Source organism: Rhizobium sp. 05N49 (assembly GCF_056396805.1).
Window position 1 is genome coordinate 1 of the sequence record NZ_JBFTME010000001.1, and the last position, 13895, is coordinate 13895.

Sequence of the window (13895 nt, forward strand, 5' to 3'; positions counted from 1 at the left end):
CCTCAACGACTGGGCCGGCTGGGACTACCTCGACAGCTCCATCCGCGGCCCGGTCCAGATCGGCAACACGGTGACCGTCACCGGCGGCGGCTGGACGACCGGCAACTACATCGGCGGGCGTGGACGTTCGCTCATCTGCGGCTCGAAACTCTGGCTGCCGACGGGGCTGACGATGACGAACATCCGGCTCGATAACCTGCTGATCTTGAGGCACTTGTGCAATACGGGCGGAACAGGTGTTGCCAAGATCGGGGCGCCGGTCATTCGCAAGATTGGCAGTCCAAGGACGGCGTGGGAATTGGCGGCCTGACGTGGCCGCCATTCATCAAATGGCCATACGGTTAGCCGGATCACGAACGCACATCGATCGGCGGCGGTCAGGTTACCGGAGCACGTTTCAGCAGCCTGGATCGCGACCGGGGCGACCCTCGCATCTTTACCGCCGCGACCTCATGTCTCCGAAACGGGTGTCCTGGAAGCTTTCAGCCTGCCTCTCACGAGCAAGAGCAGTATGCCTGCTGCAGTGAGGGCCTGCAAAGACAAGTACGCGTACAAGATCCACCAGAACATGATCACCTTCCTCTCCCTCGGTAGGTGAACATAGAACAGCAGATACCGAGGAAAACACGGACAAAGGTCTGATGTGCGATGCCATTTTTGATAAAGCAAAAGAAACGCCTGAGAGCACAAGCGGGTCTTAAGCTGGCGGGCTCCAATAATTCAAGCTCGCAGAGGCGGCGCAATGTCAGGTGCTTGTATCAAGGGCGTATCTCGGGCGCCTATTCCTGCCCTCGGCGGACGTTGAAGCTGATCTCGGCCAGCGTGCCGAGAGCGATGGCGAAGATTAGAATGTACGTCCCGCGGGCGATCACTTTGCCCGAACTTGGGCCTGGCGCGAATAGCGGCAGAGCGGACGGTCCCAAGAACCCGGTTCCTACTCCGAGACCGATGACGACCTGAAACGCACCTAATACGAGCGCAAGCCAGGCCACGATCCTGGCGAGTTTGCTGAAAATCATGTGTCCCCCCGTACAACTCAAGCATGGCCATAGTGCCATAGATGATGCATGGCGTTGCACGTAAGTTCAATTGATCGGGACAACTTCTCAGGGCGGGTCGTGAGGCGTTCGACAAGGTTCCGACCAGAGCCTTCGAAATCAAGCCTTGGCTGCGGACCGACCCCGCGTTAGGGGCAACCTCGATCAGCATAGTCGACCCATGCCACCAAGCCTAGCAGTCTGAGACCGAGGAAAAACATAGGGCCAAACGCGCCGGCCAGGGCAAGTTCAAGCCCAATCATCGAGACACCGATAGCGAGAAGCCATAATGTTATCTTATCGGCTGTCCGCAACCGGCATGGGAGTTGGCGGCCTAGGCCGCCGCCAGTACTCGCTTGACACAATGAGGCACCCCTGCTCTTGTCTCAACGGGGGCACGGGTGGACCTAAATCAACAACCACATACTGTTGAAGATTGGCTGGTGCTCGCCGAGCGCCACCGCAACGGCGCCCAAATTATGCGTCGCAATAAGCAGTATTCGTTGGCTTGGGATCACGTTGGGTTTGCGGTCGAATGCTACCTCAAAGCCGCGATCATGAAGAAAATGCGCTGGAACCGCTTTCCGGATCGGGATGACCAACCGCGGCTTTACACGCACGATATCACCTACTTACTAAGCGTATTAAGGATAAGCCCGTCGGGCCTTGTTAGGCACCCCGTAGGACCTCATCTAAAAACAGTAATGGATTGGAGTAGGCACCATGGCTATAATCCAAATTCGATGCCGAGAACCTATGTCGATGCGATATATGAGGCCGCGTTTTCAGGGAGAGGAGTGGTCGAATGGATAGCGAAGACCTTTCAACTACCCTGCTGAAGGCGGGCGAGGAATATCTCGCAGCTCTTCGTCGACTTCATCTGGAGCCGGACGGTCTTCTCTGGGCGCGTGAGAACGAGGTTCGAACATCGGAAGACCCTGACGGGAAAACGGAAACAAATAATCTCGGTGATTGGCACTTGGTATTGGTCACGAGCACTATCGATGTTGCCGGGCCGCTCGCCATGAATGCCTTGCTCTTCAAGGCATATAATCTCTCGGCTACGCCTCAGGAAATCTCTCCTTTTATTGTCGATGTGATGAGCACCAATTCAGGGTTTGTTAGGGAGCTAGTCGAAAGCCTCCGTGAGCACGACGATATGCGCGCCGGATTGGGGATTTTCGGGTTCGGCGACGGCGAGAACGCTAGATCTTTTGCAGAGTTTGTGCCAAATCAAGCGCTCGTGGATGGGCTGTGGTTCAATAAAAAATGGATATACCACCTAACAAACTACAAGCCCAAGGAAGTGGCTGGGGAAAAAGCTTGGCGCGACTTTAAGAGGAGCGTAAATGCTCTCGCCGCGTAGGCTAGCCCCGTACCCCAGCATCACATGACAGCGTCAGCGCCTGCCTCAAGCGGCTGTTCCCCATCATGGCCATATGCGCGATTACCGGCGCCGTGTGGCAAACCTACGATCACTGGCGTCAAAGCCTGTCGGAGGGCGTTTAAGCGATGCGACACATCCAGTGCATGCTCTTTACTCGTCAATTGCTCTCCGTGAACGAGCGCGTCAAGAAGTTGAAAGCCAATATGGTTGTCCCGGTTCAAGAAGCCCTGAAGGGGATAGGCCTCCTCCACTCTTCTAACCAGGTCAGCAGGGTAGTGGGGAATAACTTGAGTTTGCTCAGGCCAGTTATTAGCGGCATTGCGAACAATCCCCTCTACAGAACCTGCAAGCTTGAAAAGCGTGTAAGCGGCATGAAGTTTGTCTCGACGGTTAACTTCTAAAGCGGCAGCCCTTGCATCGGCGAGTTCCAGCCGCTGCACCTCAATTTGCTCTTTTAGGAGCCGTGAATTCTCCAGCGCAGCTTGTCTCGTCGCATCGACTGTCCATTTGGCTGCGAGAAGCGCCATGAATCCCGCTGCCGCGGTGGCAAATGCGGAAGTCGCCCCAATGACAACGCTCCATTCTGACGCACCCCAAGACATTTGCGACTCCTCGACTGTGTTTGCATTGCAGATATCTCAGCGACATGAAGCACCCCACACCTCATGCGCAAACGATTCCACAGATAGCTAAACTGCGCGTTATTCTGTTTAAATACCGGCTCTCTCGATACACGCAAAATGAAACCACGCGATCCCGGAACACGTCCCAGAGGCCTTTTCTCCTAGGTTCTTGTTATATTCGAGTTCAGGGGGAAATAGAGGACGCGCAAACCAGCCATCAAGTGCGCAAGGCCATCAACGTGAGACGTACAGCATCCCCTACCGGCATCTGTCAGCGAGGACTTTCCTGCCGAAGAGCCTTGCGATGGAAGCGACGCCCGCATGCCAGGCAACGGATGCGGCAGAAGCTCGGCGAACGATCGGCTGCGGGCCGGCCTTCGGGCGGGAGCGAGGTGTCAGTTGGCTCTCTTCTTTCATGGACCCAGCCTCGCCTTCCCGCATGTCTGCGCGTCCGGGCGAAATCGCTTCCTTGACGATCCTGCCTTCTGAAAGCTCGCGCTTGGTCACAACAGCGGCCTGTATCAGCTCGTCGATGTCGTGAACTTGCGGCTCTTCTTCAAAAAGCCGCTCGAGCTCTGCTGCTTCCTCAAATAACTGCTCGATGCTCATTCCATCTCACTCCGGAAACTTCAACCGTGAGGCAGCGGTATCAGGCTGCAAATTTCACGTAAATCGCGCAATGCATCGCGCTCGGGAGAAAGTCTGATCAAGGTCAACCGGTAAGGTTAAATACCTGCCGTCCCACCCTCTTTTGCCGGGCTGGGGGTCAATGCCCGCCGCAGATCGTCGGCGGGCGGCGCCATCCGCGCCTCAACGAAGCCCGCCAAGGGGTGTTTGGCGGGCATCTCAGGAGAAATGTTTGAAAAGGGCGCTTCCGGTCAGGGAGAGACACCCTTTTCGTACTGACTCTGGAGGCATCAGTGGAAGAAGAATTAATACGCTGATCGCCATCTTCAATCGGACTAAAGTCCCAAATGCCACCATCATCTTGGGTGAGGATCAGCACCGGCGGTCTGGCAAAAAGAAGCCCGCCGAAGCGGGCAAGCTTCCGTGAGGAACGGTGGAACCGCACGGCCGAAGCGATTGAAGGGTCAAGGAGACGCGCATCGGCCGCGCGATCCACCCGCTATAGACTGCAAAGGTGCCGGAAAGTTCCCGTCAGCCCTTGCCTCTGGCAGCAAATACCAGCGCTTTCAGCTGATCGAAATTATGGACGCCCTGACGGTATAGTTCGATCGTGATCGCGGCGATGCGCACCGTCTCCTCGTCATCCTTGTCGAGCTGGAATTCCGCCTTCACGGCATCCAGTACGCGCTGGCAAATGGCGAGGTCTTCCGATGTCATCGGTTGATCGCGCCCGCTTACGTGACGTTCAATCATTCGATCCCTCCATTATGGAAATCGGGATTCGAGATAATTTGTGATCGCGGATTTTCAAGCGGGTTTCGCCGGAATATGTAGGGCAGGCAGAGACCCGACCCCTCGTGCTGACCGGGCCTCCCCCATACCACCTCATAAGGCTGAGCATGGCGGCGGGTCCCTACCCCCTTCACCGCCATCAGTCAATCGCCGGCGCGTTCCCTCTGGTCAGTGAAGAACGGTAAGGGCCGTAACGCCCGCTTCGTCCGCGGCCCGGATGATGGCGCCCCTGAGCTGGTCAGGGTCAGCCCTGCCGGTCATCACGTCCAGGCAGGCCTTCACGGCCGCCAGGAACTCCTCCCCGTCATCGGACGGCCATTCTCTCATCAGCGCGTTGGCGGCTTCCCCGACCGTTCGGACAATCAAACGCCTGTTTCCATCCTTGAAGACAAGGATGACAGGATCGAACGATGCAGAAGTGTCCCATTTCATTACGCTTGGTTCCCGACCAACTAACATATCGGTAACCTTGCAAAACTCGTGCCGCTGCACGCGGTGGTTTGGCGACTGCCCTCGGCCGCTCTCCGGACAACGAAAAACGGCCGGCAAAAGCCGGCCGTTTCAGATGCGGTAACTGCTGCATTCCTCAGACCAGGAGCGAGCTGTTGATCAGGATATCGCTATGGTCGAAGAACGCCTTGTTGACGCCGACGAAGGCGATGTCCTGGGCGGCATCCTTGCCGGCGCCGTCGTGATCGTAGGAGAGCACACCGGTCGCGGCGTTGTAAGTGAGCACCGCATGATCGCCGCTGACCTTCGGACCGTTCTTGACGAGCACGAGGAAGGCGTCGTCATCGACTACGCCGTTATTGTCCTTGTCGAGGCCGGTGAAGACGGAGCCGAGCGAGATCTTGTCGTCGGCATCGAAATCCCAGATCGAATCCTTGTTGGCAGCACCCATTTCGTTGAAATGGAACGTATCGGCGCCACCCTTGCCGTAAAGGCTGTCATTGCCGGCGCCGCCGGCGATGATGTTGGAGGAGGCGCTGCCGGTGATCATGTTGGCGAGGCCATTGCCGATGCCGTTGATGGCAGTGCCGGACAGCCGGAGGTTTTCGACATAGGCGTTGTCGTTGAGATTGACGCTAACCGAGGCCCAGATCGTATCCGTGCCGCCGCCCGCTGCTTCGTTGAGGACGCGATCGCCGGCATTGTCGAAGACATAGCCGTCATCACCAGCCGAGCCATGGACCGTGTCCGCACCGGCGCCGGCGTCGATCCAGTCCTTGCCTGACGTGCCGTAGAACGTGTCGGCAGCGGCCGAACCGACGATGGTCACGCGCTCCACCGAGGTCAGCGAAACGGTCGAGTGGTAGCCGTTGGCGCCGAGGATATCGTAGACGACCGTACCGGATTCCAACGTCGCGGTAACGTGCTGGGCGAGCGAAAAGTCCAGTCCGGCAGAATCGTTGCCGTCTTCACCGACGAAATATGCGGATTGGCCGTGGAGGAATGCTAGGGGATCCGCTTCCCCTCCCAAGCCCAGCTTGTACACCAGCACATCGTCACCAGTGCCGCCGTAGATGAAGGTGCTGGAGGCATCACTTGTCACCAGGAATGTATCGTTACCTTCCCTGCCCTCAAGCGTGTTACTGCCCGCACGGCCATCGAGGATGTTGTTGCCCTCGCTTCCCGTCAACCAGTTATCGAGTTCGTTGCCATAGCCTGACGCGTTGCCCTGAAGAAGATTAAGTTTTTCGAGGTTGGCCCCAAGAGTGTAAGTCGAAAGCGTCGTATTAACGGTATCGCTCAAACTGAAATTGCCGCCAAGTTCGATGACCTGATCGCTGACATCGTCAACGACGTAGGTGTCCATCTCGTCACCTCCAATCATCGTATCGGCCCCGGCGCCGCCGTTGATGAAGGCGGTCCAGCCACCACCTACCTTGATGTAATCATTGCCGGCACCCGTCACGATGCTTGCAGAGTTTACACTCGCCGCTTCGATGTAATTGTCGCCATTACCACCGTATACGCTTAGGAAGTCGGCGGTAACGTTATGGACGTTCAGCGGCGTATCCGAGAGCTGACCAGCGAAGAAAGCCTCATTCATCAGGTTATCGCCGTCAAAATAGAGCCAATATGGCCCCGTCCCGAGAGTAAGTCCGAGCGATGTATCAAACGAACCTATCGCCAGCGAAGTATCGGCGGACCCGCCCGTAAATGTCGTGCCGTCGATAAATTGACCGAAGTATTCGTCGTCAGTCTGAGTAAGAATGATCGTTCCCATTAAATCCTCACAAGAAAATTGTGCGAAAAGGCGATTTCTTTTACGGTTTGCAACCACACGCCAAAATGCCATGTGGGAATTCTTGGCGGAGTGACTTGAGACATCTCGGCACAAGGCAGATCGCGGCTGACGCCTGCCCATCACTCAGAAACGGCCGGCGAAAGCCGGCCGTCTCCAATGCGCTAATTGCGTTCCTCAGACCAGCAGCGAGCTGTTGATCAGGATATCGCTATGGTCGAAGAAGGTCTTGTTGACGCCGACGAAGGCGATGTCCTGGGCGGCGTCCTTGCCGGCGCCGTCGTGATCGTAGGAGAGCACGCCGGTGGCGGCATTGTAGGTGAGCACCGCATGATCGCCGCTGACCTTCGGACCGTTCTTGACGAGCACGAGGAAGGCGTCGTCGTCGACAACGCCGTTATTGTCCTTGTCGAGGCCGGTGAAGACGGAGCCGAGCGAGATCTTGTCGTCGGCATCGAAGTCCCAGATCGAATCCTTGTTGGCTGCGCCCATTTCGTTGAAATGGAACGTATCGGCGCCACCCTTGCCGTAAAGGCTGTCATTGCCGGCACCGCCGGCGATGATGTTGGCGGAGGCGCTGCCGGTGATCATGTTGGCAAGGCCGTTGCCGATGCCGTTGATGGCAGTGCCGGAAAGGCGGAGGTTTTCCACATAGGCGTTGTCGTTGAGATTGGCGCTGACCGAGGCCCAGATCGTGTCCGTGCCGCCGCCTGCTGCTTCATCGACGACGCGGTCGCCGGCATTGTCAAAGACATAGCCGTCGTCGCCTGCCGAACCATAGATCCTGTCCGCACCGGCGCCGGCGTCGATCCAGTCATTGCCCGACGTGCCGTAGAACGTGTCGGCAGCGGCCGAACCGATGATGTTCACGCGCTCCACCGAGGTCAGCGAGACTGTCGAGTGGTAGCCGTCAGCGCCGAGGATATCGTAGACGACCTTATCCCCATCGACGGTTGCCGTAACACGCTGCGCAAGCGAGAAGTCGAGCGCAGCGTTGTCAGTACCGTCCTCACCATCGAAAAATGCCGATTGGCCGTGGTCGATTGCCCAGGGCAGCTCTCCGCCACCCAAGCCCTGCTTGTAGACCAGGGTATCGTCGCCGGTGCCGCCGAAGATTGCGTTGCGCGATTGGTCGCTTGTGACGAGGAACCTGTCGTTACCTCCTCTGCCCTCAAGCACGTTATTGCCTGCGAAGCCGTTGAGGATGTTATTGCCATCGCTTCCGGTGAGGTTGTTGTCGAGTTCGTTGCCATAACCCGATGCGTCCCCCACCAGCAGGTCGAGGTCCTCAATGTTCGCCCCGAGAGTATAGGTCAGGAGTGTTGTGCTAACGCTATCGTGAGAACCAAAGTTGCCGCCGAGGTCGATTACCTGATCGCCAACATCATCGACCATATAGGTGTCGTACTCGGATCCTCCGATCATTATGTCGGCGCCGGCGCCGCCATTTATGGAGACGGAACCAAAGGAGCCAACGGTGGAAATGTAGTCGTTGCCTGCGCCCGTTCCAATGGAGGCGAACGCCGAAGTGATTGCCTCAACGTGATCATCACCATTACCTCCGTACACGAAGAGCGTCTGAGCGGCCACATTGGCATTTAGCGGTGAGTCAGAAACGTTGTCGTAAGCATACGCGCTGTACATCGCGCTATCGCCGGAGAAATATGGAGATGATGAGGATTCTGAGCCGAGAACAACGCCTAGAGACGTGTCAAAAGCTCCGATCGACATGTATGTTAGATCGGTTGATCCGCCAGTAAACGTCGTGCCATCAATAAACTGGCCGAGATACGAGTTATTGGTATTGCTATAAGTAAGGACAAGCGTTCCCATAAAAACCCCACAAAAAATCTGCGCACGCGGGATTTCTTCCACAGACACAACCAGAAGTCAAAGTATTGGTTAACAAATACCCAATACTGTTGCATCGCAGCAATATTTTAGATCATATAAATATATCGATACTATAAGGCGTCCCCTCGCCCATCAAAATTGAGGGTTCCCGGCTTCCTGCAACCCCAGAAATACAGCAATGTTGCGCTTGGAAGACGTAAATTCCTTTTATTACCGCCGCAGTTTCAGCTTAAGCCATTGGCAAGTCCTGCCGACCTGCCTACCGCAGCCCAGCCTCCTCAAGCGAAGACCTCAAGACAGTGTACCCATCCGGAGATAGATGCAGTTTATCAACGGCATAATTCGCGCAGCCCTGCTTGGCGAAGCCGCATGTCAGCTCATCCTCGTCGATCTTGACGAGCGTCACGCCGGTCTTTCCAGCAAGGTCACGTTCGATATTCGCATTCACCTCAAGGCGATCCTTGGCGCGGAAGGTGAAGCCCGAGCCGCGCGGAAGGATGGGCACGACATAGATCGGGCTGTCGCTCCAGCGGCTTCTCAGCGCATCGACAACCGCCACGACACCCTGCGAAACTCCGCAGGGGGCAAAGGAGCCATCCCACAGGTTGTTGGTTCCGATGATGAGCACGATATTCTTGGGCTTGATTGCCGGCGGCATTTCCTTCAGGCGCCAGAGGAGCTCCTGGATGTGGTCGCCGAAGATACCGAAGTTTCCGACGGTCGCGGCCCCGAAATCCCGTTTGAGATTGGGACCCCAGTTCTCCGCCAGCGAATCCCCGAAGAGCGCCACGTCGAGCGCGCCGGAGATTTTCTGCTGCTGGCGTGCCTTCATGATCCGGGCGGGAGACTGCTCGATGACAGGGGTTTGCGCGACGAGAGCCTGAACGGGATCGCAGGCCGGGGCGGCGTTCGCCTGGGATGCTGCGCAGAGCATTAGTCCGGCGATCGCCCAAGGGAGCCACYGCGTCAGAAAATCCGTCATGTCGAGCCTCGCTGCCGAAGCGTGTCGCGCGCTCAGTCACTGGGCCGCCACGCTTCAGGTTTCTGCTTTCCGCACGCCTTAACCGCAAACTAGCGGCACGTCTGCGCGCCGCACTTTAACGTGCGGATATTGCCGCGATCATGATGTGGCCGATAAATAAAGGCGCGGTCGCGATCTCCGAGATCCGCTTGGCACGCATCAGGACCTTGTTGCACACGCTTCTGCGCGACATGCTTCAGAAAAGAAACCACAGGAACACGGCCAGCAGCAGCGCGGCGGCGGCGAACTTCAGGATAGTGGCTGGAGCGAGCGGAGGCTTCCTGCGGGCGACAACATATGGCTCGATGATATTCTGGAAGAAAATGTCACGGTCTTCGGGTCGAGCGGCCATCAACTGTACGTAGCGGGATTTCGTGATGCCGCTTGCCTGGCCGCTGCCGCCATCGGCGTACAGGATCTCGAGGCTCCGGTCGCTCTCATTGTACTTCACCTTCCGTACCTTGTGACATTCAAAGGAAGTCCAGGTCATTGTGGCGTCCAAATAGAATTGCTCCCGATGCGAAGGACTATTGCTCACCTGCGCCATGCGATAGCCAGGTGATCCCCATAGTTACTGATGATGCTGAGCTTGACAAATTGCCCATAATAGTTACTTGCCACCGCCTCTTTAGCTGCAATGCTAGGCCAACACCCCGTTTATAGCCGGGATGTGACGGTTGTTATATCTTTCGACGGAGAGCCGGGGTAGGAGATGGGCGGAACGATCCGGGTTCGTCTCCTGCTGGATTTGCAGCATCGGCAGCGGGCAAGCGAGCGTGGGCAGCAGGAAAGCCCACTGGAGTTTGCGCACCGCAACCGACAGAGGAAAGCGGTGCCCAGGTGAAGACCTCACCTGCTACGATACTCGATGAAGCCAGTGCACTATCTCTTGATCATCTTCATTGCGCCGCCGCTTATTGCGCTCGCGCTCGGGATCGTCGTGATCGTCTCGTCATTCCGCGGCGAGCAGGCTGACTCGCGCCCGACGGGAACGATCGGCGTCCGAAAGGGCGGCAGGATCGGCAATCCCGGCTATGTGCTTCCGCCGCCATCGGACGGTGACTTTCAATAGAACTGTAGCCACCCCTCGCCCACCGCCGCTGGCGCGGGCTCTCAGGATCTGCGCGCCAGCGGCGGCAGAGTTATGAAGGCATTGTCGGGATCGTAGCTCGCCTTCGGCTTTCCCTTGCCGGGCTTGAGCAGCCCTGGTGCCAGATGCCCCTTCGGGCCGAAGAGATAGGCGCTTCCCGCGCAGAGATGGGCAAGCGCGCGGTAGTCGAAATAGCGGAACGTGCTGTCGGCAAGGAAGGCCGCCTCGTTATAGGCCGTGCCCTTGATCTCGGCAAAGCGTGTCTCGGTCATGTAGGCATAGAGCGCCTTCTTGTTGAGCGATGCGCCGCTGCAGAGCGTGGCGAGCGAATTGGCGAGCTTCACCACTCTCAATGTCTGGGCATCCGGATTGTCGAGCGGCCTCATCGCCTCGGCGACATAGTGGTTCGTCGCCGGATCGTTCGTCATGGATTTCTTCCAGAAGGCCGGCACCTCCTCGGCTGCGGCCGGGCCGGGAGATACAAGGCCCGAGATCGCAAGAAGCGCGGTGAAGAGACAAAGTCTGAAATGATAGGTCACGCCATCCCCCGTTCGGCATATCGGCCCGGCGCCATCGCAAGCCCTGCGGAAATGCCCCGTCAGCGCTGCTTCAGTTCGAGCCGGATCCTGTAGAAATTCGCGGCATCCGCCATCGCCTTCACGTCGCATTGCTTGGTGCCGACGGCGACTGTCGCGATGTCGCGGACATCGGTTGTCAGCCAGATCGGTGCCTCGCGCGTATAGGAGCGGCCGGGCAGCGCCCGCCAGTTGGCGAAGAAGATGCCGATCTCCTCGCCGGCCGCATTGAGGAAGGTCGCGACGACGCAGACCTGGTCGTCATCGTCAGGGTCTTCGTTCTTCAGCGTGATTCGCGACATGACGGAATTCGTCTTCGGGTCGGCGCGGAAGGAGAAGCTGTAATATTGCGGCCGCTTCCAATCCCACTTGTCCTCGACGAGCTTGCAATATCCATCCTCGGAGGAAAGGCATTCCTGCGCTGCCTGGACGCGCCAGACATAGTTCTTCCATCCGTCTTCATCGGGAATGGGGGCGTGGTCGCTGGTCAGGAGGCCAAGGGCGATGGAGAGTTGTTTGAGGGTCGGCATACCAGGATGCTCGCCGGATTCGCCGCACCGCGCAAGCCCCTGACACCAGGGGCCTTCGGGCCGGACCAGACGATCCGGTCTTCTATCCTGTCAATGTGTTGCAGGCGCAGTCACGACAATTGACCGCGCTTGCCGGTCACCATGCGAAACATCTGTTTTGCGCGTCCATCAGCACCTTCGGCCGAGCGCGGATAGGCATCGCGGATATGGCGCGTGTAATACCAGCCGGGCGACGTGGCCGTGATCAGGTTTTCATAGACGACCGGCGGCACGTTGAAATAGCGGCGGTGGCCCTTGAGGCGAATCTCGATGTCGAGGACCCCTGTCGACGGGTCGTAGGCAACGGATTTCACGAGTTTTGACGAAAGTTCCATCGTTGCTCCATATGCTGCGTCGCACAATGGAACCATGGTTAAGATAATAGTCAAGCCTTTGTAATGTTTCAGGACACATTACCTCACAAACCTTGCCTAACGTGAAGCCCGCTCTAAAAGGCCGATCCGCAGGCAGTTGCCGCCCTGCAGCATTTCGCCTCACCCGCTGCTTGCGCCAAAATCCGTTTTCCGTTGTGCCCACCCTAGTTCTCCCGCTATATAGGAGGAAATGCAAAATCTCGGAGACAAGCATGCGACAGGAAGATATCGAGGAAACCGTCGCCGAGAGTGGCTACAGGCAGATTCGTGCCGACATCATCTTCGGCCGGCTTGCGCCGGGACAGAAGCTGAAGCTCGAAAATCTCAAGAGCGCCTATGGCACGAGCGTCAGCACGCTGCGCGAAATCCTGAACCGGCTGACCTCGGAAGGGCTCGTCGTTGCCGAAGGGCAGCGCGGCTTCGAGGTGGCAGGCGTTTCCGTCGCCGATCTCAGGGAGATTGCCGCACTCCGGCTGCTGCTCGAGGAACATGCGCTGGAACAATCCTTCGAACAGGGGGATGTGGAATGGGAGGCGCAGCTCGTTTCGGCCCATTACAAGCTGGCGCGCATGGAAAAGGTCATGGCGACGGGCGATACCAGCCAGGCCGAGGACTGGAAGCGCTATGACTGGGAGTTTCACCAGGCGCTGATTGCCGCCTGCGGCTCGCGCCTGCTGATGGAAACGCATTCGGCCGTCTTCGACAAATACCTGCGCTATCAGATGGTGGCGCTTTCCTATCGCGGCAACGTGGCGGAAGAGGAGCACCGGCAACTGCTGGAGACGGCCCTCAAGCGCGACAGCAAGACCGCCAAGGAGATCCTGCAGCGGCACATTCAGGCGGGCGTCGAACATGCGCTCGGCCGGGGGCTGCTGTCGGCCCTGCCCGCGCAGGCCAGGGGATGACGGCCTGATGCGCAGCGAAAAACCCGTGCCGAAAATGGCAAGCGAAACCTCCGAGACGATCAGCGATGTCGTCTTCCGGCAGGTCCGGCAGGATATCATCTCCGGCGCGCTGGCGCCGGGCACCAGGATCAAGCTCGAACAGGCGCGCGAACATTATTCGATCAGTGTCTCGTCGCTGCGCGAAATCCTGAGCCGCCTTGCGATGGAAAACCTCGTGCTTGCCGAGGGCCAGCGCGGCTTCGAGGTGAGCCCGGCCTCGATCAAGGAGCTGGAGGAGCTTGCCGATCTCAGGACAGTGCTCGAAACCCACGCGATCGGCCTCTCCTTTGCCGCCGGCAACCTGGAATGGGAAGGCCGCATCGTCGCCGCCCACCACAAGCTGGCAGCCGCCGAGCGGAAGCTGCTTGCGGGGGACGCCTCGAGGACCGTCGACTGGGTGCGCTATGACTGGGAGTTTCATCAGGCGATCGTTTCCGCCTGCAATTCGGCGACGCTGATGGCGACGCTGTCCTCGGTGTTCGACCGGTTTTTACGCTACCACATGCTGGCGCAGAGTTTTCGCGGACAGGCCGTGGTGGATGATCACAAGCTGCTGTTCGAGCTGGCGCTGAAGCGGGATGTCGAGGGTGCCAGGGCGGTGATCGTGCGGCATGTGCAGAGTGGTGTGGCGCATGTGTTGAAGAGTGGGCGGATTGGGTGATGGTGGCAGACCTGTACTGGCGAACCATTGGAGCTGCACCGTGTAGCACCCCCTCTGTCCTGCCGGACATCTCCCCCACGAGGGGGGGAGATT

General features: G+C 58.1%; 16 protein-coding genes and 1 pseudogene. 5 read left to right on the forward strand and 12 right to left on the reverse strand.

Annotation, left to right across the window (positions count from 1 at the left end; genetic code table 11):
- A pseudogene (locus AC1DF8_RS00005) lies at positions 1 to 310 on the forward strand (SGNH/GDSL hydrolase family protein); the annotation flags it as partial.
- Positions 311 to 779: 469 nt separating this feature from the next.
- Here AC1DF8_RS00005 and AC1DF8_RS00010 read toward each other — a convergent pair.
- A complete protein-coding gene (locus AC1DF8_RS00010) occupies positions 780 to 1019 on the reverse strand; it encodes a hypothetical protein (RefSeq protein WP_477994422.1) in 240 nt (79 codons plus the stop codon).
- 823 nt (positions 1020 to 1842) lie between these two features.
- On the opposite strand from AC1DF8_RS00010, the gene AC1DF8_RS00015 reads away from it, so the two are divergent.
- Positions 1843 to 2403 carry a hypothetical protein gene (locus AC1DF8_RS00015; protein WP_477994423.1) on the forward strand — a complete coding sequence of 187 codons (561 nt, stop codon included), beginning with the start codon at positions 1843 to 1845 and terminating at the stop codon, positions 2401 to 2403.
- A 20-nt stretch (positions 2404 to 2423) separates the two neighbouring features.
- On the opposite strand, the gene AC1DF8_RS00020 is transcribed toward AC1DF8_RS00015, so the two are convergent.
- The 8 genes from AC1DF8_RS00020 to AC1DF8_RS00055 all read right to left on the reverse strand — a co-directional run bounded on the left by AC1DF8_RS00020 (position 2424) and on the right by AC1DF8_RS00055 (position 10136).
- On the reverse strand, positions 2424 to 3026 hold the full coding sequence (locus AC1DF8_RS00020; protein WP_477994424.1) for a hypothetical protein: 603 nt from the start codon (positions 3024 to 3026) through the stop codon (positions 2424 to 2426).
- A 279-nt stretch (positions 3027 to 3305) separates the two neighbouring features.
- The gene (locus AC1DF8_RS00025; RefSeq protein ID WP_477994425.1) at positions 3306 to 3656 is read right to left on the reverse strand and encodes a hypothetical protein; all 351 of its coding nucleotides are present in this window, start codon (positions 3654 to 3656) and stop codon (positions 3306 to 3308) included.
- 549 nt (positions 3657 to 4205) lie between these two features.
- A complete protein-coding gene (locus tag AC1DF8_RS00030; RefSeq protein WP_112543187.1) occupies positions 4206 to 4427 on the reverse strand; it encodes a hypothetical protein in 222 nt (73 codons plus the stop codon).
- 207 nt (positions 4428 to 4634) lie between these two features.
- A complete protein-coding gene (locus AC1DF8_RS00035; RefSeq protein WP_018115841.1) occupies positions 4635 to 4898 on the reverse strand; it encodes a DUF982 domain-containing protein in 264 nt (87 codons plus the stop codon).
- A 154-nt stretch (positions 4899 to 5052) separates the two neighbouring features.
- Entirely contained in the window at positions 5053 to 6696 is a 1644-nt protein-coding gene (locus AC1DF8_RS00040; RefSeq protein ID WP_477994427.1) for a calcium-binding protein, read from the reverse strand.
- A gap of 195 nt (positions 6697 to 6891) precedes the next feature.
- A complete protein-coding gene (locus AC1DF8_RS00045) occupies positions 6892 to 8139 on the reverse strand; it encodes a calcium-binding protein (RefSeq protein ID WP_477994428.1) in 1248 nt (415 codons plus the stop codon).
- Between the two features lie 688 nt (positions 8140 to 8827).
- Complete coding sequence (locus AC1DF8_RS00050; protein WP_477994429.1) at positions 8828 to 9550, reverse strand: SGNH/GDSL hydrolase family protein; 723 nt, start codon at positions 9548 to 9550, stop codon at positions 8828 to 8830.
- A gap of 235 nt (positions 9551 to 9785) precedes the next feature.
- Positions 9786 to 10136, reverse strand: a complete 351-nt coding sequence (locus AC1DF8_RS00055) for a hypothetical protein (RefSeq protein ID WP_018115837.1) — start codon at positions 10134 to 10136, stop codon at positions 9786 to 9788.
- 321 nt (positions 10137 to 10457) lie between these two features.
- Here AC1DF8_RS00055 and AC1DF8_RS00060 point away from each other — a divergent pair, with 321 nt between their 5' ends.
- The gene (locus AC1DF8_RS00060) at positions 10458 to 10661 is read left to right on the forward strand and encodes a hypothetical protein (RefSeq protein WP_477994431.1); all 204 of its coding nucleotides are present in this window, start codon (positions 10458 to 10460) and stop codon (positions 10659 to 10661) included.
- Positions 10662 to 10702: 41 nt separating this feature from the next.
- Here AC1DF8_RS00060 and AC1DF8_RS00065 read toward each other — a convergent pair whose 3' ends face one another.
- The 3 genes from AC1DF8_RS00065 to AC1DF8_RS00075 form a co-directional block, all read right to left on the reverse strand.
- The gene (locus AC1DF8_RS00065) at positions 10703 to 11218 is read right to left on the reverse strand and encodes a hypothetical protein (RefSeq protein ID WP_477994432.1); all 516 of its coding nucleotides are present in this window, start codon (positions 11216 to 11218) and stop codon (positions 10703 to 10705) included.
- A gap of 59 nt (positions 11219 to 11277) precedes the next feature.
- Positions 11278 to 11784, reverse strand: a complete 507-nt coding sequence (locus tag AC1DF8_RS00070) for a hypothetical protein (RefSeq protein WP_018115834.1) — start codon at positions 11782 to 11784, stop codon at positions 11278 to 11280.
- 110 nt (positions 11785 to 11894) lie between these two features.
- A complete protein-coding gene (locus AC1DF8_RS00075) occupies positions 11895 to 12158 on the reverse strand; it encodes a KTSC domain-containing protein (RefSeq protein WP_112543180.1) in 264 nt (87 codons plus the stop codon).
- Positions 12159 to 12409: 251 nt separating this feature from the next.
- On the opposite strand from AC1DF8_RS00075, the gene AC1DF8_RS00080 reads away from it, so the two are divergent.
- Both AC1DF8_RS00080 and AC1DF8_RS00085 read left to right on the forward strand, forming a co-directional pair.
- A complete protein-coding gene (locus AC1DF8_RS00080) occupies positions 12410 to 13102 on the forward strand; it encodes a GntR family transcriptional regulator (RefSeq protein ID WP_018115832.1) in 693 nt (230 codons plus the stop codon).
- Between the two features lie 7 nt (positions 13103 to 13109).
- Entirely contained in the window at positions 13110 to 13802 is a 693-nt protein-coding gene (locus AC1DF8_RS00085) for a GntR family transcriptional regulator (protein ID WP_477994433.1), read from the forward strand.
- Positions 13803 to 13895: the final 93 nt, after the last annotated feature.

Bases quoted from the DNA above. Each gene is read 5' to 3' on its own strand.
- AC1DF8_RS00060 (WP_477994431.1), top strand. From the start codon at position 10,458: ATGAAGCCAGTGCACTATCTCTTGATCATCTTCATTGCGCCGCCGCTT.
- AC1DF8_RS00075 (WP_112543180.1), bottom strand. From the start codon at position 12,158: ATGGAACTTTCGTCAAAACTCGTGAAATCCGTTGCCTACGACCCGTCG.
- AC1DF8_RS00030 (WP_112543187.1), bottom strand. From the start codon at position 4,427: ATGATTGAACGTCACGTAAGCGGGCGCGATCAACCGATGACATCGGAA.
- AC1DF8_RS00015 (WP_477994423.1), top strand. From the start codon at position 1,843: ATGGATAGCGAAGACCTTTCAACTACCCTGCTGAAGGCGGGCGAGGAA.
- AC1DF8_RS00035 (WP_018115841.1), bottom strand. From the start codon at position 4,898: ATGAAATGGGACACTTCTGCATCGTTCGATCCTGTCATCCTTGTCTTC.
- AC1DF8_RS00025 (WP_477994425.1), bottom strand. From the start codon at position 3,656: ATGAGCATCGAGCAGTTATTTGAGGAAGCAGCAGAGCTCGAGCGGCTT.
- AC1DF8_RS00055 (WP_018115837.1), bottom strand. From the start codon at position 10,136: ATGGCGCAGGTGAGCAATAGTCCTTCGCATCGGGAGCAATTCTATTTG.
- AC1DF8_RS00040 (WP_477994427.1), bottom strand. From the start codon at position 6,696: ATGGGAACGATCATTCTTACTCAGACTGACGACGAATACTTCGGTCAA.
- AC1DF8_RS00020 (WP_477994424.1), bottom strand. From the start codon at position 3,026: ATGTCTTGGGGTGCGTCAGAATGGAGCGTTGTCATTGGGGCGACTTCC.
- AC1DF8_RS00085 (WP_477994433.1), top strand. From the start codon at position 13,110: ATGCGCAGCGAAAAACCCGTGCCGAAAATGGCAAGCGAAACCTCCGAG.
- AC1DF8_RS00070 (WP_018115834.1), bottom strand. From the start codon at position 11,784: ATGCCGACCCTCAAACAACTCTCCATCGCCCTTGGCCTCCTGACCAGC.
- AC1DF8_RS00080 (WP_018115832.1), top strand. From the start codon at position 12,410: ATGCGACAGGAAGATATCGAGGAAACCGTCGCCGAGAGTGGCTACAGG.
- AC1DF8_RS00010 (WP_477994422.1), bottom strand. From the start codon at position 1,019: ATGATTTTCAGCAAACTCGCCAGGATCGTGGCCTGGCTTGCGCTCGTA.
- AC1DF8_RS00045 (WP_477994428.1), bottom strand. From the start codon at position 8,139: ATGATCGGAGGATCCGAGTACGACACCTATATGGTCGATGATGTTGGC.